We start from the raw sequence: 14,138 nt of genomic DNA, 5'->3' as shown, positions 1-14,138 counted from the left end.
GAAGCCATGAGAGCCGATTTGGAAATCATCCAGGACTGGATCCCCGCCGGCAGCCGCGTCCTCGACCTGGGTTGCGGTAACGGCGAACTGCTGGCCTCGCTGCGCGACACCAAGCAGGTGACCGGCTATGGCCTGGAGATCGATGCCGACAACATTGCCCAGTGCGTGGCCAAGGGCGTCAACGTCATCGAGCAGGACCTCGACAAGGGCCTGGGCAACTTCGCCAGCAACAGCTTCGACGTGGTGGTCATGACCCAGGCCCTGCAGGCCGTGGAGTACCCGGACCGCATCCTCGACGAGATGCTCCGCGTCGGCCGCCAGTGCATCATCACCTTCCCCAACTTCGGCCACTGGCGCTGCCGCTGGTACCTGGCGACCAAGGGGCGCATGCCGGTTTCCGACTTCATGCCGTATACCTGGTACAACACGCCGAACATCCACTTCTGCACCTTCGAGGACTTCGAGGCGCTGTGCAGCGAACGGCGTGCCCAGGTACTGAACCGCCTGGCGGTGGACAATCGTCACCGCAACGGATGGGGCGGGCGCCTTTGGCCTAATCTTCTAGGTGAAATCGGTATCTATCGTGTCAGCAGCCCCGGCCTGCAGGAGCACAAGGTCGCGGTGTAACCCGTCGTCCATCAGAGGAATGCGATCATGCGTCGTCTAGCCATGTTTCTGTTCAGCCTGTGCCTGGCCCTGCCGGCACTGGCCGCCGATGCCGCGAAACCGGAGCGCAAGGAAGTCTTCGGTAACGTGACCGTGCACTACAGCGTGTTCAACTCCACCTTCGTGCAGCCAGCCACGGCCCAGGCCGCCGGGCTGATCCGCAGCAAGAACCAGGGCGTGATCAACATCACCGTGCTCAAGGACGGCAAACCCGCCGTGGCCAACGTCAGCGGCACAGTCGCCGACCTGACCAGCCGGCAGAGCAACCTGTCGTTCAAGCAGGTCACCGATCAGGGCGCCGTGTACTACCTGGCCCAGTTCCCGGTAGAACAGGAAGAAAACCGCACCTTCGCGATCACGGTCGGTTCCGGCGAGACCAACAACAGCTTCAGCTTCACTCAAACCGTATTCCCAGGCGAATGATGAATATCCAGCAACTCGTATTGGCCAGCCATAACGCCGGCAAACTCAAGGAACTGCAGGCCATGCTCGGTGAATCCGTGCAACTGCGCTCCATCGGCGAATTCAGCAAGGTCGAGCCGGAAGAAACCGGCCTGTCGTTCGTCGAGAACGCCATCCTCAAGGCCCGCAATGCCGCGCGCATTTCCGGCCTGCCGGCGCTGGCCGACGATTCCGGCCTGGCCGTTGACTTCCTCGGCGGCGCGCCGGGCATCTACTCGGCGCGCTATGCCGACGGCAAGGGCGACGCGGCGAACAACGCCAAGCTGCTCGATGCCCTCAAGGACGTTCCGCAAGCCGAGCGTGGCGCCCAGTTCGTCTGCGTCCTGGCCCTGGTGCGGCACGCCGACGATCCGCTGCCGATCCTCTGCGAAGGCCTGTGGCACGGCCGCATCCTCACCGCCGCCAGCGGCGAGCACGGCTTCGGCTACGACCCGCTGTTCTGGGTCCCGGAGCGCGACTGCTCCAGCGCCGACCTGACACCGGCCGACAAGAACCAACTGAGTCATCGCGCCCGCGCCATGAGCCTGTTGCGTCAACGTCTGGGCCTGGCATGACCGAAAAAATGCCGGCCCAGCCACTGCACATGGACGAGGCAGGCTTCACCACCCAAGCGCCACGGGCGGCACTGCCGCAGTTGCCACCCCTGTCGCTGTACATCCATATCCCGTGGTGCGTGCGCAAATGCCCGTACTGCGACTTCAACTCCCACGCCGCCAGCCCCGAGCTGCCTGAAGAGGCTTATGTCGACGCGCTGCTGGCCGACCTCGACCAGGAGCTCCCAGCGGCGTACGGCCGGCCGATCAGCACCATCTTCTTCGGCGGAGGCACGCCGAGCCTGTTCAGCGCCAGGGCCCTCGGCCGCCTGCTGGCCGGGGTCGAGCAACGGATTCCCTTCGCCAGCGATATCGAGATCACCCTGGAAGCCAATCCGGGGACCTTCGAGCAGGAGAAGTTCAAGGCCTACCGGCAACTGGGGATCAATCGCCTCTCCATCGGCATCCAGAGCTTCCAGCAGGCCAAGCTGGAAGCCCTCGGCCGCATCCATAACGGTGACGAAGCGGTCCGCGCCGCCGGCATGGCACGCAATGCCGGGTTCGACAATTTCAACCTGGACCTCATGCACGGCCTGCCGGACCAATCCCTGGAAGACGCCCTGGACGACCTGCAGCAGGCCATTGACCTGAGCCCGACGCACCTGTCCTGGTACCAGCTGACCCTGGAACCGAACACCGTGTTCTGGAACCAGCCACCGGAGCTACCGGAGGACGATATCCTCTGGGACATCCAGGAAGCCGGCCAGGCACTGATGGCCCGCCACGGCTATCACCAGTACGAAATCTCCGCCTACGCCCAACCCGGCCGGGCGGCGCGACACAATTTGAATTACTGGAGTTTCGGCGATTTCATCGGTATCGGAGCCGGTGCCCACGGCAAGCTGAGTCACCCTGACGGCCGCATCCTGCGCACCTGGAAGACCCGTCTGCCGAAGGACTACCTGAACCCGGCCAAAGCCTTCAAGGCCGGGGAAAAGCTGCTGCCCCTGGACGAACTGCCCTTCGAGTTCCTGATGAACGCCCTGCGCCTGACCGACGGCGTGGACGCCGAGCTGTTCGCCCTGCGCACCGGGCTGCCGCTGGAGAACCTGCGGCAGGCACGGCGCGAGGCCGAACAAAAGGGTCTTTTGCAAGTCGAACCGACGCGGCTGGTCGCCACGCCACGGGGCCAGCTGTTCCTCAATGATCTGCTGCAGTATTTCTTGACCTAAGGAAAGCCCATGGACCTGGTACTCGACCTGCTCTCGACCGTCTCCCGCTGGAGTCGCAGCAACCTGTCGGAGATCTCTCTGGCGCTTGTCGGCTGTTTGCTGGTGCTGTTTGGCACCGATATCAAGGGCTGGGTCGAAGGTCGCCTCGGCAACCTGGCCGGCGCCCTGCGCGTGCCGTTCATGGCCTTGCTGGTGCTGATCGGCAGCGGCGCCGCGCTGATCTATGCCACCCCGTGGGTGGTGAAGGGACTGAGCCAGTTCAACAACTACGCGCTGGCCCCGGTGTTGCTGGTGGTGCTGGTGTTGATCGGCGTGGTGGCTGATCGGCGGGGATAAAATTCGATGGCCTCATCGCGGGTGAACCCGCTCCCACAGGTTATGCAATCTCTGTGGGAGCGGGTTCACCCGCGATGAGGCCCTCAAGGGCACTGCATCAATCAGCCAGCTTCTCGAACTTCAAGTCCCAGACGCCATGACCCAAGCGCTCACCACGGCGCTCGAACTTGGTGATCGGCCGCTCTTGCGGACGCGGCACATAAGCTCCATCCGCCGCCTGGTTGCGATAACCCGGCGCTACCGCCATCACTTCCAGCATGTACTCCGCATACGGCTCCCAGTCGGTCGCCATGTGGAACACGCCCCCCACCTTCAGCTTGCGGCGCACCAGCTCGGCAAACTCCGGCTGGACGATGCGGCGCTTGTGGTGGCGGCTCTTGTGCCACGGGTCCGGGAAGAACAGCATCAGCCGGTCCAGGCTGCCGTCGGCGACGCAGCGGTTAAGCACTTCGATGGCATCGCAGTCATACACCCGCAGGTTCTTCAGGCCCTGGGTCAGCACGCCGTTGAGCAACGCGCCGACACCCGGACGGTGCACTTCGACACCGATGAAGTCCTGCTCCGGCGCGGCGGCAGCCATTTCCAGCAGGGAATGGCCCATGCCAAAGCCGATTTCCAGGGTACGCGGCGCCGAGCGGCCGAACACCTGGTCGTAGTCCACCGGACTGTCAGCCAACGGCAGGATGTACAGCGGGCCGCCCTGGTCCAGGCCACGTTGCTGGCCTTCGGTCATGCGCCCGGCGCGCATCACGAAACTCTTGATGCGGCGGTGCTGGCGCTCTTCGCCTTCGGCGGTGACGGGCGTTTCTTGCGATTCAGTCATCTGGGACTCTTACTTGATCAGACCATCCAGCGGCGACGAGGCGCTGGCATAGAGTTTCTTCGGCATGCGGCCGGCCAGGTAGGCCATGCGCCCGGCGATGATGGCGTGCTTCATGGCTTCGGCCATCATGATCGGCTGCTGGGCGTGGGCGATGGCCGAGTTCATCAGGACCGCTTCACAACCCAGCTCCATGGCGATGGTGGCGTCGGAGGCGGTACCGACACCGGCGTCCACCAGCACGGGAACCTTGGCCTCTTCGAGGATGATCTGCAGGTTGTACGGGTTGCAGATCCCAAGGCCGGTGCCGATCAGGCCTGCCAGCGGCATGACCGCGATGCAGCCGGCCTCGGCCAGCTGGCGGGCGATGATCGGGTCGTCGCTGGTGTAGACCATCACGTCGAAACCGTCCTTGACCAGCACTTCGGCGGCCTTGAGGGTCTCGATCACGTTGGGGAACAGGGTCTTCTGGTCGGCCAGGACTTCCAGCTTGACCAGGTTGTGACCATCCAGCAGCTCGCGGGCCAGGCGGCAGGTGCGCACGGCTTCGACCGCGTCGTAGCAACCGGCGGTGTTCGGCAGGATGGTGTAGCGGTCTGGCGGCAGCACGTCGAGCAGGTTCGGCTCGCCCGGGTTCTGGCCGATGTTGGTCCGACGCACGGCGACGGTGACGATCTCGGCACCCGAAGCCTCGATGGCCAGGCGGGTCTCTTCCAGGTCACGGTACTTGCCGGTGCCGACCAGCAGGCGCGACTGGAAGGTACGGCCGGCCAGGGTGAAGGGCTTGTCGCTACGAACGTTGCTCATCAAACATCCTCTTGCTGGGGGAGGGACTTGCGGGTGGGACGCGGATGGCGGACTAGCCGCCACCGATGGCGTGGACCACCTCGACCTGGTCACCCTCGTTGAGGGCGGTGCTGTCGTGCTGGCTGCGCGGCACGATGTCCAGGTTCAGTTCGACCGCCACCCGGCGACCGGCCAGATCGAGCCGGTTCAGCAGGGCCGCGACGCTCTCGCCGTCGGGCAATTCGAAGGGTTCACCGTTCAGTTGGATGCGCATGCGCACGGCCGCCATTGTTTTCAGGGGCCCGCATTCTAGCGCCGATCCACACCCGAACCCAAGGCCGGCCGACACCATTCGTCACGATATTCGACCCGCGAGTCAGTTCAGCCGCCAGGCCGCCAGACCCAGGCACAACCAGCCGGCGAGGAACGCCGTGCCGCCCAGCGGGGTGATCATGCCGAGCTTGCCGATACCGCTCAGGGTGAGGATGTAGAGGCTGCCGGAGAACAGCAGGATGCCCAGGATGAACAGGCTGCCAGCCCAGGTCACCAGGCGCCCCGGCAGGTGCACGCTGAGGATGGCGACGCCGAAGAGGGCCAGGGCGTGGATCAGCTGGTAGGTCACGCCGGTGTGGAAGACCGCCAGGTACTCGGCGCTCAGGCGGGCCTTCAGGCCATGGGCCGCGAAGGCGCCGAGGGCCACGCCGGTGAAACCGAAGAAGGCCGCGAGCAGAAGGAAGCTGCGAAGCATGGAAGAACTCCTTGATGGCAGGGGCCTGTATAATGGCCCGCTCATCCGCCGCGGCCAAGCCATCATCATGCTGTCACTCGTTCTCCGCCGCCTTTATCGTGCCGCGCTCTGGTTCGCCGCTGGCAGTATCGTGCTGGTGCTGATCTTCCGTTGGGTACCACCACCGGGCACGGCGTTGATGGTGGAGCGCAAGATCGAGTCGTGGGTCGATGGCGAGCCTATCGATCTGCAGCGCGACTGGGAGCCGTGGGAGAAGATCTCCGATGATCTCAAGGTCGCGGTGATCGCCGGCGAGGACCAGAAGTTCGCCAGCCATTGGGGCTTCGACTTCACCGCCATCCAGGCCGCCCTGGCCCACAACGAGCGCGGCGGGACCATTCGCGGGGCCAGTACCTTGAGCCAGCAGGTGGCGAAGAACCAGTTTCTCTGGTCTGGCCGCAGTTGGCTGCGCAAGGGACTGGAGGTGTGGTTTACCGGGTTGATCGAGCTGCTTTGGTCCAAGGAACGCATCCTGGAGGTCTACCTGAACAGTGCGGAGTGGGATGACGGCGTGTTCGGAGCACAGGCGGCGGCGCGGCATCACTTTGGGGTGAATGCCAGTCAGCTGAGCCGGCAGCAGGCGAGTCTGTTGGCGGCGGTGCTGCCCAATCCGCGGAACTGGAGTGCCAGTCGGCCGAGCAGCTATGTGGCACGGCGGGCCGGGTGGATTCGGCAGCAGATGAGCCAATTGGGTGGAGATGGTTATCTGGAGCAGTTGAAGTAACAGCGATGAGGCCCTGACAGCCAATAAAAAACCCGACCTTGCGAGTCGGGTTTTCTGTTTTTCAGCTACCGGAGCAATCAGGCGGCGATCAGGGCTTTCACCTTGTTCATCGCATTCTTCTCCAGCTGGCGGATCCGCTCCGCCGAGACGCTGTACTTGGCCGCCAGGTCATGCAGGGTGGCCTTCTCTTCCGCCAGCCAGCGCTGGTAGAGGATGTCGCGGCTGCGATCGTCCAGGCCCTGCAGCGCTTCGTGCAGGTTGCTCGACGAACTGTCGCTCCAGTCGGCATCTTCCAGCTGGCGCGCCGGATCGTAGCGGTGGTCTTCCAGGTAGTTGGCCGGCGACTGGAAGGCGCTGTCGTCATCGGCCTCGGAGGCCGGGTCGAAGGCCATGTCCTGGCCGGTCAGGCGACTTTCCATCTCGCGGACTTCCCGCGGCTCCACACCCAGGCTTTCGGCGACGCGATGCACTTCGTCGTTGTTCAGCCAGGCCAGACGTTTCTTCTGGCTGCGCAGGTTGAAGAACAGCTTGCGCTGGGCCTTGGTGGTGGCGACCTTGACGATGCGCCAGTTACGCAGGATGAACTCGTGGATCTCGGCCTTGATCCAGTGCACCGCGAAGGACACCAGGCGCACGCCCATTTCCGGGTTGAAGCGTTTTACCGCCTTCATCAGGCCGACGTTGCCTTCCTGGATCAGGTCGGCCTGGGCCAGCCCGTAGCCGGAATAGCTGCGGGCGATATGTACGACAAAGCGCAGGTGCGCGAGCACCATCTGCCGAGCGGACTCAAGGTTCTGCTCATAGTAGAGACTCTCGGCCAGTTCACGCTCCTGCTCGGCGGTCAGCAGGGGAATGCTGTTCACCGTGTGCACGTAGGCCTCCAGGTTTGCACCCGGGACCAAGGCGTAAGCAGGTTGCAACGAAGTGGTCATACGAAAAAACCTCCGACTCACTGAACTCGTGCCCGTGGGCACTGCCAACATTGACCGGGAACCGCGAAACAAGTTCCCTGAATACCCGAATAGTCAATACCAGCAAAAAGACACTATCGTGGCGCCAGCTCACTCAGGTGGCGGGCCACCGCGATCCATGCACCGATATACCCTAACAGCACCGCACCAAGCAAGAGCGACAGACCATCGGCAGCGGGCACCCCGGCCAGGGCGAAATCGCTGTTGTACAGCCCTGAAAGGTCGACCACCGCCTCGTTCAGCCAGTTCAGACCGAATTCCAGCACGCCCCAGGACAGGATCCCTGCACCAAAACCGTACAACGCGCCCATATAGAGGAAGGGGCGACGTACATAGCTGTCGGTTCCACCGACCAGCTTGATCACCTCGATCTCGGTACGGCGGTTCTCGATATGCAGACGTATCGTGTTACCAATCACCAGCAACAACGCGGAGACCAGCAGCACGGTCAGACCGAAGACGAAGCGGTCACCCAGCTTGAGGATCGCCGCCAGGCGCTCCACCCAGACCAGGTCCAGCTGTGCCAGCTCGACCCGCGGCATCTCCGCCAGGCGTTGACGCAGCGCTTCCAGCGCTGGCTTGTCGACTTCCTGCGGCGTCACCACCACCACGCCGGGCAGCGGGTTCTCCGGCAGTTCACGCAGGGCTTCACCCAGACCGGACTGCTGCTGGAACTCGTTCAGCGCCTGTTCGCGGCTGACGTACTCGGCATCGGCCACGCCCGGCAGGGCCTTGATCTGGTCGCGCAGGGCCTCGCCGTCACGCGCGCCGGCGTCCAGCTTGAGGTACAGGGAAATCTGCGCCGCGCGCTGCCAGGAACCGCCCAGACGCTCGATATTGCCGAGGATCAGCGACAGGCCCATGGGCAGGCTCAGCGCCACCGCCATCACCAGGCAGGTGAAGAAGCTGCCGATCGGCTGCTTGCCGAGGCGGCGCAGGCTGTCCAGCAGGCTGGAGCGATGGCTTTCCAGCCAGGCCGCCAGCAGAGTGCGGAAATCCGGACCGTCGTCTTCGTCACGCTGCTTCTTTTTCGATGGCTGCGGGTCGGCGGCCTTCGGCGCCACCCGTTCGGATACTTTTGGACTGCGTGTCGCACTCATTGCCCGGCCTCCCCGTCGCCGATCAGGCGGCCGCGCTGCAGCGTCAGCATGCGATGGCGCATGCGCGCGATCAGGGCCAGGTCGTGACTGGCGATCAGCACGCTGGTGCCCAGGCGGTTGATATCTTCGAAAACACCCATGATCTCCGCGGCCAGGCGCGGGTCGAGGTTACCAGTGGGTTCGTCCGCCAGCAGCAGGGCCGGACGGTGGACGATGGCGCGGGCGATGCCGACCCGCTGCTGCTGGCCGGTGGACAGGTCGCCGGGGAACAGCTCGGCCTTGTCGGACAGGGCCACGCGCTCCAGCGCCGAGTCGACCCGCTTGGCGATCTCGACCTTGGACAGGCCGAGGATCTGCAGCGGCAGGGCGACGTTGTTGAACACGGTGCGGTCGAACAGCAACTGGTGGTTCTGGAACACCACGCCGATCTGCCGGCGCAGGAAGGGAATCTGCGCATTGCTGATCTGGCCCAGGTCCTGGCCGGCCAGCAGCAGCTTGCCGCTGGTCGGACGCTCCATGGCCAGGAGCAGGCGCAGCAAGGTGCTCTTGCCGGCCCCGGAGTGACCGGTCACGAACAGAAACTCGCCCCGCCGTACCCGAAAACTCAGCTCATGCAGGCCAACGTGACCATTCGGATAGCGCTTGGCGACCTGTTCGAATCGGATCATGGATGCTCCTGCTCGGCAAACAGTGCTTTAACGAAGGGCTCCGCCTCGAACGGACGCAGATCGTCGATCCCTTCCCCTACGCCAATATAGCGAATGGGCAGGCCGAACTGCTTGGCGAGGGCGAAGATCACCCCGCCCTTGGCGGTACCGTCCAGCTTGGTCAGGGCCAGGCCGGTCAGTTCGACGCTCTGGTTGAAATGCTTGGCCTGGTTGATGGCGTTCTGCCCGGTGCCGGCGTCGAGGACCAGCAGGACCTCGTGCGGCGCGTCGGCATCGAGCTTGCCGATGACCCGACGGACCTTCTTCAGCTCTTCCATCAGGTTGTCCTTGGTATGCAGGCGACCGGCGGTGTCGGCGATCAGCACGTCGATGCCACGGGCCTTGGCGGCCTGCACGGCGTCGAAGATCACCGAGGCCGAATCGGCGCCGGTGTGCTGGGCGATGACCGGGATATGGTTACGCTCGCCCCACACCTGCAGTTGTTCCACCGCAGCGGCACGGAAGGTGTCGCCGGCGGCCAGCATGACCTTCTTGCCTTCGAGCTGGAGCTTCTTCGCCAGCTTGCCGATGGTGGTGGTCTTGCCCGCGCCGTTGACGCCGACCACGAGGATGACGAACGGCTTGTTCTGCGACTGGATGCGCAGCGGCTGTTCCACCGGCTTGAGCAGGCCGGCGAGCTCATCCTGCAGCGACTTGTACAGGGCGTTGGCGTCAGCCAGTTGCTTGCGCGCGACCTTCTGGGTCAGGTTCTGCACGATCAGCGAGGTGGCCTCGACGCCGACGTCGGCGGTCAGCAAGCGGGTCTCGATCTCGTCGAGCAGGTCGTCGTCGATGGCCTTCTTGCCGAGGAACAGGCTGGCCATGCCCTCGCCGATGCTGGCGCTGGTCTTCGACAGGCCTTGCTTCAGGCGGGCGAAGAAGCCGGTCTTGGCTTCCTCTACGGGGGCAGGAACGGCAGCGACGACTGGCTCCGCTACAGGCTCGGGCTGTGGTGCCGGTGCAACCACAGGTACCACAGGCGCTGGCGCAACCATCGGCGCAGGTGGCGCAACCACGACAGGCTCGGGCCCGGGTTCAGGCTGGACTACCGCAGCCGGCAACTCGGGAATCGGTGGCGGTTCCTTGGGCTCCAGATCCGGCACCAGCGCCACCGGCTCTTCCGGCACTGGCAACACCAGGCTCGACGGCGCGGCGACCGGCGCCTCGACGACCGGTGCAGCGACCGGCTCGGGCGTCACCACCGGAGCGGCAGCGACCGGCGCTTCCGGGACTACCGCAGGAGCGGGCTCGGCAGCGTCTGGGACAGGAGTTTCAGGCTGTTCGACAACAGGTTGCTGGGGCTTCTTGCGCAGCCAGCCGAACAGGCCTTTCTTTTCACCGGGGGCGCCCGGCGTTTTTTTGTCGTCGTTGGAACCAAACATGGAAGACGGCTATCTCAGGGTGGCGATGCGCCAGTGCGGCGCACTCGGAATTCTTTTGTAACGCAGAACAGACTGTTTTAAATCCGGCTCGTTCGTGCGCGTCGTCTATTTTGTCGGGGGGCCTTTGCGGCGACATCCTCGACAGGCATGGTCGCCAGGCAACCGGATCAGTATCCTAGCACCTCCTAGCCCGCCGACGCTAAGCCAAGCGGGCAGCCCAACAGGTTGAATCACGAATGAATGCTCTAGCCCGCCGTGCCGCTGGCCTGCTGCTCGGCACGATCTGTCTGCCCCTCGCGGCCTTGGCCGCCGACCCGCAACCGACCCACGAATTCATCCTCGACAACGGCCTGAAAGTGGTCGTGCGCGAAGACCACCGCGCCCCGGTGGTGGTCTCGCAGGTCTGGTACAAGGTCGGCTCCAGCTACGAAACCCCGGGCCAGACCGGCCTTTCCCACGCCCTGGAACACATGATGTTCAAGGGCAGCGAGAAACTCGGCCCCGGCGAGGCCTCGCGCATCCTGCGCGACCTCGGCGCCGAGGAAAACGCCTTCACCAGCGACGACTACACCGCCTATTACCAGGTGCTGGCCCGCGATCGCCTGAACGTCGCCCTGGAGCTCGAAGCCGACCGCATGGCCAGCCTGCGCCTGCCGCCGGACGAATTCAGCCGCGAGATCGAGGTGATCAAGGAAGAACGCCGCCTGCGCACCGAGGACAACCCGGGCGCCAAGGCTTTCGAGCTGTTCAAGGCCATGGCCTACCCGGCCAGCGGCTACCACACCCCGACCATCGGCTGGATGGCCGACCTGCAGCGCATGAAGGTCGAGGAACTGCGCCACTGGTACGAATCCTGGTACGCACCGAACAACGCCACCCTGGTGGTGGTCGGCGACGTCACCGTGGACGAAGTGCGCAAGCTGGCCGAACGCTGGTTCGCCAGGATCCCGAAACGCACCCTGCCGCCGAGCAAGCTGCCGCTGGAACTGGCCGAACCCGGCCTGCGCCAGCTCACCGTGCATGTGCGGACCCAATTGCCGAGCCTGATATTCGGCTTCAACGTGCCGGGCCTGGCCACCGCAAAAAACCCGCGTGAAGTCCACGCCCTGCGCCTGATCTCCGCCCTGCTCGACGGCGGCTACAGCGCGCGCATGGCCAGCCGCCTGGAGCGCGGCGAAGAGCTGGTGGCCGGCGCCTCCAGCAACTACAACCCGTTCGCCCGCGGCGACAGCCTGTTCACCCTGTCGGCAACGCCGAACACGCAGAAGAACAAGACCCTCGCCGAAGTGGAAACCGGCCTGTGGAAGCTCCTCGACGAGTTGAAGACCACCCCGCCGAGTGCAGAGGAACTGGAGCGGGTCCGTGCCCAGGTCATCGCCGGCCTGGTCTACGACCGCGATTCCATCAGCAGCCAGGCCACCACCATCGGCCAGCTGGAAACCGTCGGCCTGTCGTGGAAGCTGATCGACAACGAGCTGGATGAGCTGAAGAGCGTGACCCCGGCGGACATCCAGAACGCCGCGCGCACCTACTTCGTTCGCGAACGCCTGAGCGTTGCCCACGTACTGCCCGAGGAACAGGCGAAATGAGCCAGCCGATCACCCACTTCAAGCTGACCAGCCTGGTCGCGGCAAGCGCCCTGGCCCTGGCCCTCGCCGGTCCTTCCCACGCAGCGGAGACCAAGCCGGCCAATACCCTGCAATCCCTGGCCGAACTGGAAGGCAAGGCGCCGCCCAGCCACCGCGCCTTGAATATCCAGACCTGGAACACCCGCGAAGGCGCCCGCGTGCTGTTCGTCGAGGCCCATGAGCTGCCGATGTTCGACCTGCGCCTGACCTTCGCCGCCGGCAGCAGCCAGGACGGCGATGTGCCCGGCGTCGCCGCACTGACCAACGCCATGCTCAACGAGGGCGTGGCCGGCAAGGACGTCAACGCCATCGCCCAGGGCTTCGAAGGCCTGGGCGCCGACTTCGGCAACGGCGCCTACCGCGACATGGCGGTGGCTTCGCTGCGCAGCCTGAGCGTCGCCGACAAGCGCGAACCGGCGCTGAAGCTGTTCGCCGAGGTGGTGGGCAAGCCGACCTTCCCTGCCGATGCCCTGACCCGCATCAAGAACCAGATGCTCGCCGGCTTCGAATACCAGAAGCAGAACCCCGGCAAGCTGGCCAGCCTGCAACTGTTCGAACGCCTGTACGGCAAGCACCCCTACGGTCACCCAAGTGACGGCACCGCCGAAAGCGTGCCGCCGATCACCCTGGAACAGTTGCGCGCCTTCCACGACAAGGCCTACGCGGCCGGCAACACGGTGATCGCCTTGGTCGGCGACCTCAGCCGCCAGGACGCCGAGGCCATCGCCGCCCAGGTCTCCGCCGCACTGCCGAAAGGTCCGGCACTGGCCAAGGTCGCGGCACCAGCCGAACCCAAGGCAGGTCCGAGCCATATCGACTTCCCGTCCAAGCAGACCCACCTGATGCTCGCGCAACTGGGCATCGACCGCGCCGACCCGGACTACGCCGCGCTGTCCCTGGGCAACCAGATCCTCGGTGGCGGCTCCTTCGGCACTCGCCTGATGAGCGAAGTCCGCGAGAAACGCGGCCTGACCTACGGTATCTACTCGACCTTCGTGCCGATGCAGGCCCGTGGCCCGTTCATGATCAACCTGCAGACCCGCGCCGAACTCAGCGAGGGCACCCTGAAGCTGGTCCAGGACCTCCTGCGCGACTACCTGAAGACCGGCCCGACCCAGCAGGAACTGGACGACGCCAAGCGCGAGCTGGCCGGCAGCTTCCCGCTGTCCAATGCCAGCAACGCGAGTATCGTCGGGCAACTGGGGGCAATCGGCTTCTATAATCTGCCGCTGACCTACCTCGAAGACTACATGCGCCAATCCCAGGCCCTGACCGTAGAGCAGGTGCGGGACGCGCTGAATCGCCACCTGTCCGCGGACAAGCTGGTGATCGTCAGCGCGGGGCCGAAGGTGCCGCAGCAACCGCTGCCACCGCCCCTCGACAAACCCGCCGAGCAAGCGCTCGGCGTACCGGAGCATTAATGGCCAGTCCATCCAAGCCGCACGCGGGCCAAGGCCAGTTGCGCATCATCGCCGGCGAATGGCGCAGCCGTCGCCTGAGCTTCCCCGACGCCCCCGGCCTGCGCCCGACGCCGGACCGGGTGCGGGAAACCCTGTTCAACTGGCTCGCCCCCTACATCGAAGGGGCCAAGGTGCTGGATGCCTTCACCGGCAGTGGCGCCCTGTACCTGGAAGCCCTGTCCCGCGGTGCCGGTGATGCCGTCGCCGTGGACAGCAACGCAGCGGCCATCAGCAGCCTGCGCAACAACCTCGAAGTGCTGCGCTGCCCGCGCGGCCAGCTGGTGCAGAGCGATGTCCTGCGCTATCTGCAGGGTGAAGCGAAACAGCGCTTCGACGTGGTGTTCCTCGATCCTCCGTTCCACCAGGACCTGGTACCGCAAACCTGCGAACTGCTGGAGAACGGTGGCTGGCTCGCCGATCACGCGTGGATCTATATCGAAAGCGAAACCGCGCCATCGTCGCTGAACGTGCCGGGCAGCTGGCGCCTGCACCGGGAAAAGAAGGCCGGCCAGGTGCACTACGCCCTGTGGGAACGCGGCTGATC

At 65.0% G+C, this 14,138-nt stretch carries 17 protein-coding genes; 9 read left to right on the top strand and 8 right to left on the bottom strand.

What is annotated here, in order from left to right:
* The first annotated feature begins 6 nt into the window (after positions 1-6).
* The 5 genes from metW to V0R59_RS07030 are packed head-to-tail and all read left to right on the top strand — an operon-like array spanning position 7 to position 3,229.
* Entirely contained in the window at positions 7-627 is a 621-nt protein-coding gene (gene metW, locus V0R59_RS07050; RefSeq protein WP_330073624.1) for a methionine biosynthesis protein MetW, read from the top strand.
* Positions 628-654: 27 nt separating this feature from the next.
* Positions 655-1,089 (top strand): DUF4426 domain-containing protein, encoded by a 435-nt coding sequence (locus V0R59_RS07045; protein WP_330073625.1) that lies wholly within the window; start codon positions 655-657, stop codon positions 1,087-1,089.
* Entirely contained in the window at positions 1,086-1,682 is a 597-nt protein-coding gene (gene rdgB, locus V0R59_RS07040) for an RdgB/HAM1 family non-canonical purine NTP pyrophosphatase (protein ID WP_330073626.1), read from the top strand. Before V0R59_RS07045 ends, rdgB begins: the two co-directional genes overlap by 4 nt.
* 29 nt (positions 1,683-1,711) lie before the next feature.
* Positions 1,712-2,893, top strand: coding sequence for a radical SAM family heme chaperone HemW (gene hemW, locus V0R59_RS07035; RefSeq protein ID WP_330073771.1), 1,182 nt, complete (start codon positions 1,712-1,714; stop codon positions 2,891-2,893).
* A gap of 9 nt (positions 2,894-2,902) precedes the next feature.
* The gene (locus V0R59_RS07030) at positions 2,903-3,229 is read left to right on the top strand and encodes a DUF3392 family protein (protein ID WP_330073627.1); all 327 of its coding nucleotides are present in this window, start codon (positions 2,903-2,905) and stop codon (positions 3,227-3,229) included.
* A 97-nt stretch (positions 3,230-3,326) separates the two neighbouring features.
* Here V0R59_RS07030 and trmB read toward each other — a convergent pair whose 3' ends face one another.
* The 4 genes from trmB to V0R59_RS07010 form a co-directional block, all read right to left on the bottom strand.
* On the bottom strand, positions 3,327-4,052 hold the full coding sequence (gene trmB, locus V0R59_RS07025) for a tRNA (guanosine(46)-N7)-methyltransferase TrmB (RefSeq protein ID WP_330073628.1): 726 nt from the start codon (positions 4,050-4,052) through the stop codon (positions 3,327-3,329).
* Between the two features lie 9 nt (positions 4,053-4,061).
* The gene (locus V0R59_RS07020; protein WP_330073629.1) at positions 4,062-4,856 is read right to left on the bottom strand and encodes a thiazole synthase; all 795 of its coding nucleotides are present in this window, start codon (positions 4,854-4,856) and stop codon (positions 4,062-4,064) included.
* 52 nt (positions 4,857-4,908) lie between these two features.
* Positions 4,909-5,109, bottom strand: coding sequence for a sulfur carrier protein ThiS (gene thiS, locus V0R59_RS07015; protein ID WP_010222198.1), 201 nt, complete (start codon positions 5,107-5,109; stop codon positions 4,909-4,911).
* Positions 5,110-5,211: 102 nt separating this feature from the next.
* Positions 5,212-5,583: a DUF423 domain-containing protein gene (locus tag V0R59_RS07010; RefSeq protein WP_330073630.1), complete on the bottom strand. Its 372-nt coding sequence runs from the start codon at positions 5,581-5,583 to the stop codon at positions 5,212-5,214.
* A 67-nt stretch (positions 5,584-5,650) separates the two neighbouring features.
* Between V0R59_RS07010 and mtgA the strand changes: the two genes are divergently transcribed.
* Positions 5,651-6,346, top strand: a complete 696-nt coding sequence (gene mtgA, locus V0R59_RS07005) for a monofunctional biosynthetic peptidoglycan transglycosylase (protein WP_330073772.1) — start codon at positions 5,651-5,653, stop codon at positions 6,344-6,346.
* 77 nt (positions 6,347-6,423) lie between these two features.
* On the opposite strand, the gene rpoH is transcribed toward mtgA, so the two are convergent.
* The 4 genes from rpoH to ftsY form a co-directional block, all read right to left on the bottom strand.
* On the bottom strand, positions 6,424-7,278 hold the full coding sequence (gene rpoH / locus V0R59_RS07000) for an RNA polymerase sigma factor RpoH (protein ID WP_330073631.1): 855 nt from the start codon (positions 7,276-7,278) through the stop codon (positions 6,424-6,426).
* Between the two features lie 113 nt (positions 7,279-7,391).
* Positions 7,392-8,417 carry a permease-like cell division protein FtsX gene (gene ftsX / locus V0R59_RS06995; protein ID WP_330073632.1) on the bottom strand — a complete coding sequence of 342 codons (1,026 nt, stop codon included), beginning with the start codon at positions 8,415-8,417 and terminating at the stop codon, positions 7,392-7,394.
* Positions 8,414-9,085 (bottom strand): cell division ATP-binding protein FtsE, encoded by a 672-nt coding sequence (gene ftsE / locus V0R59_RS06990; protein ID WP_075805208.1) that lies wholly within the window; start codon positions 9,083-9,085, stop codon positions 8,414-8,416. Before ftsE ends, ftsX begins: the two co-directional genes overlap by 4 nt.
* Complete coding sequence (gene ftsY / locus V0R59_RS06985; RefSeq protein ID WP_330073633.1) at positions 9,082-10,506, bottom strand: signal recognition particle-docking protein FtsY; 1,425 nt, start codon at positions 10,504-10,506, stop codon at positions 9,082-9,084. The genes ftsE and ftsY overlap by 4 nt, the downstream gene beginning before the upstream one ends.
* A gap of 236 nt (positions 10,507-10,742) precedes the next feature.
* Here ftsY and V0R59_RS06980 point away from each other — a divergent pair, with 236 nt between their 5' ends.
* From V0R59_RS06980 to rsmD, 3 genes are read left to right on the top strand one after another with little or no spacing between them, the layout of a single operon-like run.
* Entirely contained in the window at positions 10,743-12,095 is a 1,353-nt protein-coding gene (locus V0R59_RS06980; RefSeq protein WP_330073634.1) for a M16 family metallopeptidase, read from the top strand.
* Complete coding sequence (locus V0R59_RS06975; RefSeq protein WP_330073635.1) at positions 12,092-13,555, top strand: M16 family metallopeptidase; 1,464 nt, start codon at positions 12,092-12,094, stop codon at positions 13,553-13,555. The genes V0R59_RS06980 and V0R59_RS06975 overlap by 4 nt, the downstream gene beginning before the upstream one ends.
* The gene (gene rsmD / locus V0R59_RS06970) at positions 13,555-14,136 is read left to right on the top strand and encodes a 16S rRNA (guanine(966)-N(2))-methyltransferase RsmD (RefSeq protein WP_330073636.1); all 582 of its coding nucleotides are present in this window, start codon (positions 13,555-13,557) and stop codon (positions 14,134-14,136) included. The genes V0R59_RS06975 and rsmD overlap by 1 nt, the downstream gene beginning before the upstream one ends.
* Positions 14,137-14,138 lie beyond the last annotated feature (2 nt).

Source organism: Pseudomonas ulcerans (assembly GCF_036324125.1).
Classification (GTDB): Bacteria; Pseudomonadota; Gammaproteobacteria; order Pseudomonadales; family Pseudomonadaceae; genus Aquipseudomonas; species Aquipseudomonas ulcerans.
Note: the sequence above shows the minus strand (reverse complement) of the source record. Positions and strands in the feature narration are given on the sequence as shown.

What these genes read in the sequence shown, in the direction of transcription:
- rdgB (WP_330073626.1), top strand. Translation starts at nt 1,086, where the DNA reads ATGATGAATATCCAGCAACTCGTATTGGCCAGCCATAACGCCGGCAAA.
- ftsX (WP_330073632.1), bottom strand. Translation starts at nt 8,417, where the DNA reads ATGAGTGCGACACGCAGTCCAAAAGTATCCGAACGGGTGGCGCCGAAG.
- V0R59_RS07010 (WP_330073630.1), bottom strand. Translation starts at nt 5,583, where the DNA reads ATGCTTCGCAGCTTCCTTCTGCTCGCGGCCTTCTTCGGTTTCACCGGC.
- V0R59_RS07030 (WP_330073627.1), top strand. Translation starts at nt 2,903, where the DNA reads ATGGACCTGGTACTCGACCTGCTCTCGACCGTCTCCCGCTGGAGTCGC.
- trmB (WP_330073628.1), bottom strand. Translation starts at nt 4,052, where the DNA reads ATGACTGAATCGCAAGAAACGCCCGTCACCGCCGAAGGCGAAGAGCGC.
- rsmD (WP_330073636.1), top strand. Translation starts at nt 13,555, where the DNA reads ATGGCCAGTCCATCCAAGCCGCACGCGGGCCAAGGCCAGTTGCGCATC.
- hemW (WP_330073771.1), top strand. Translation starts at nt 1,712, where the DNA reads ATGGACGAGGCAGGCTTCACCACCCAAGCGCCACGGGCGGCACTGCCG.
- rpoH (WP_330073631.1), bottom strand. Translation starts at nt 7,278, where the DNA reads ATGACCACTTCGTTGCAACCTGCTTACGCCTTGGTCCCGGGTGCAAAC.
- V0R59_RS06975 (WP_330073635.1), top strand. Translation starts at nt 12,092, where the DNA reads ATGAGCCAGCCGATCACCCACTTCAAGCTGACCAGCCTGGTCGCGGCA.
- ftsY (WP_330073633.1), bottom strand. Translation starts at nt 10,506, where the DNA reads ATGTTTGGTTCCAACGACGACAAAAAAACGCCGGGCGCCCCCGGTGAA.
- mtgA (WP_330073772.1), top strand. Translation starts at nt 5,651, where the DNA reads ATGCTGTCACTCGTTCTCCGCCGCCTTTATCGTGCCGCGCTCTGGTTC.
- V0R59_RS07045 (WP_330073625.1), top strand. Translation starts at nt 655, where the DNA reads ATGCGTCGTCTAGCCATGTTTCTGTTCAGCCTGTGCCTGGCCCTGCCG.
- thiS (WP_010222198.1), bottom strand. Translation starts at nt 5,109, where the DNA reads ATGCGCATCCAACTGAACGGTGAACCCTTCGAATTGCCCGACGGCGAG.
- V0R59_RS06980 (WP_330073634.1), top strand. Translation starts at nt 10,743, where the DNA reads ATGAATGCTCTAGCCCGCCGTGCCGCTGGCCTGCTGCTCGGCACGATC.
- V0R59_RS07020 (WP_330073629.1), bottom strand. Translation starts at nt 4,856, where the DNA reads ATGAGCAACGTTCGTAGCGACAAGCCCTTCACCCTGGCCGGCCGTACC.
- ftsE (WP_075805208.1), bottom strand. Translation starts at nt 9,085, where the DNA reads ATGATCCGATTCGAACAGGTCGCCAAGCGCTATCCGAATGGTCACGTT.
- metW (WP_330073624.1), top strand. Translation starts at nt 7, where the DNA reads ATGAGAGCCGATTTGGAAATCATCCAGGACTGGATCCCCGCCGGCAGC.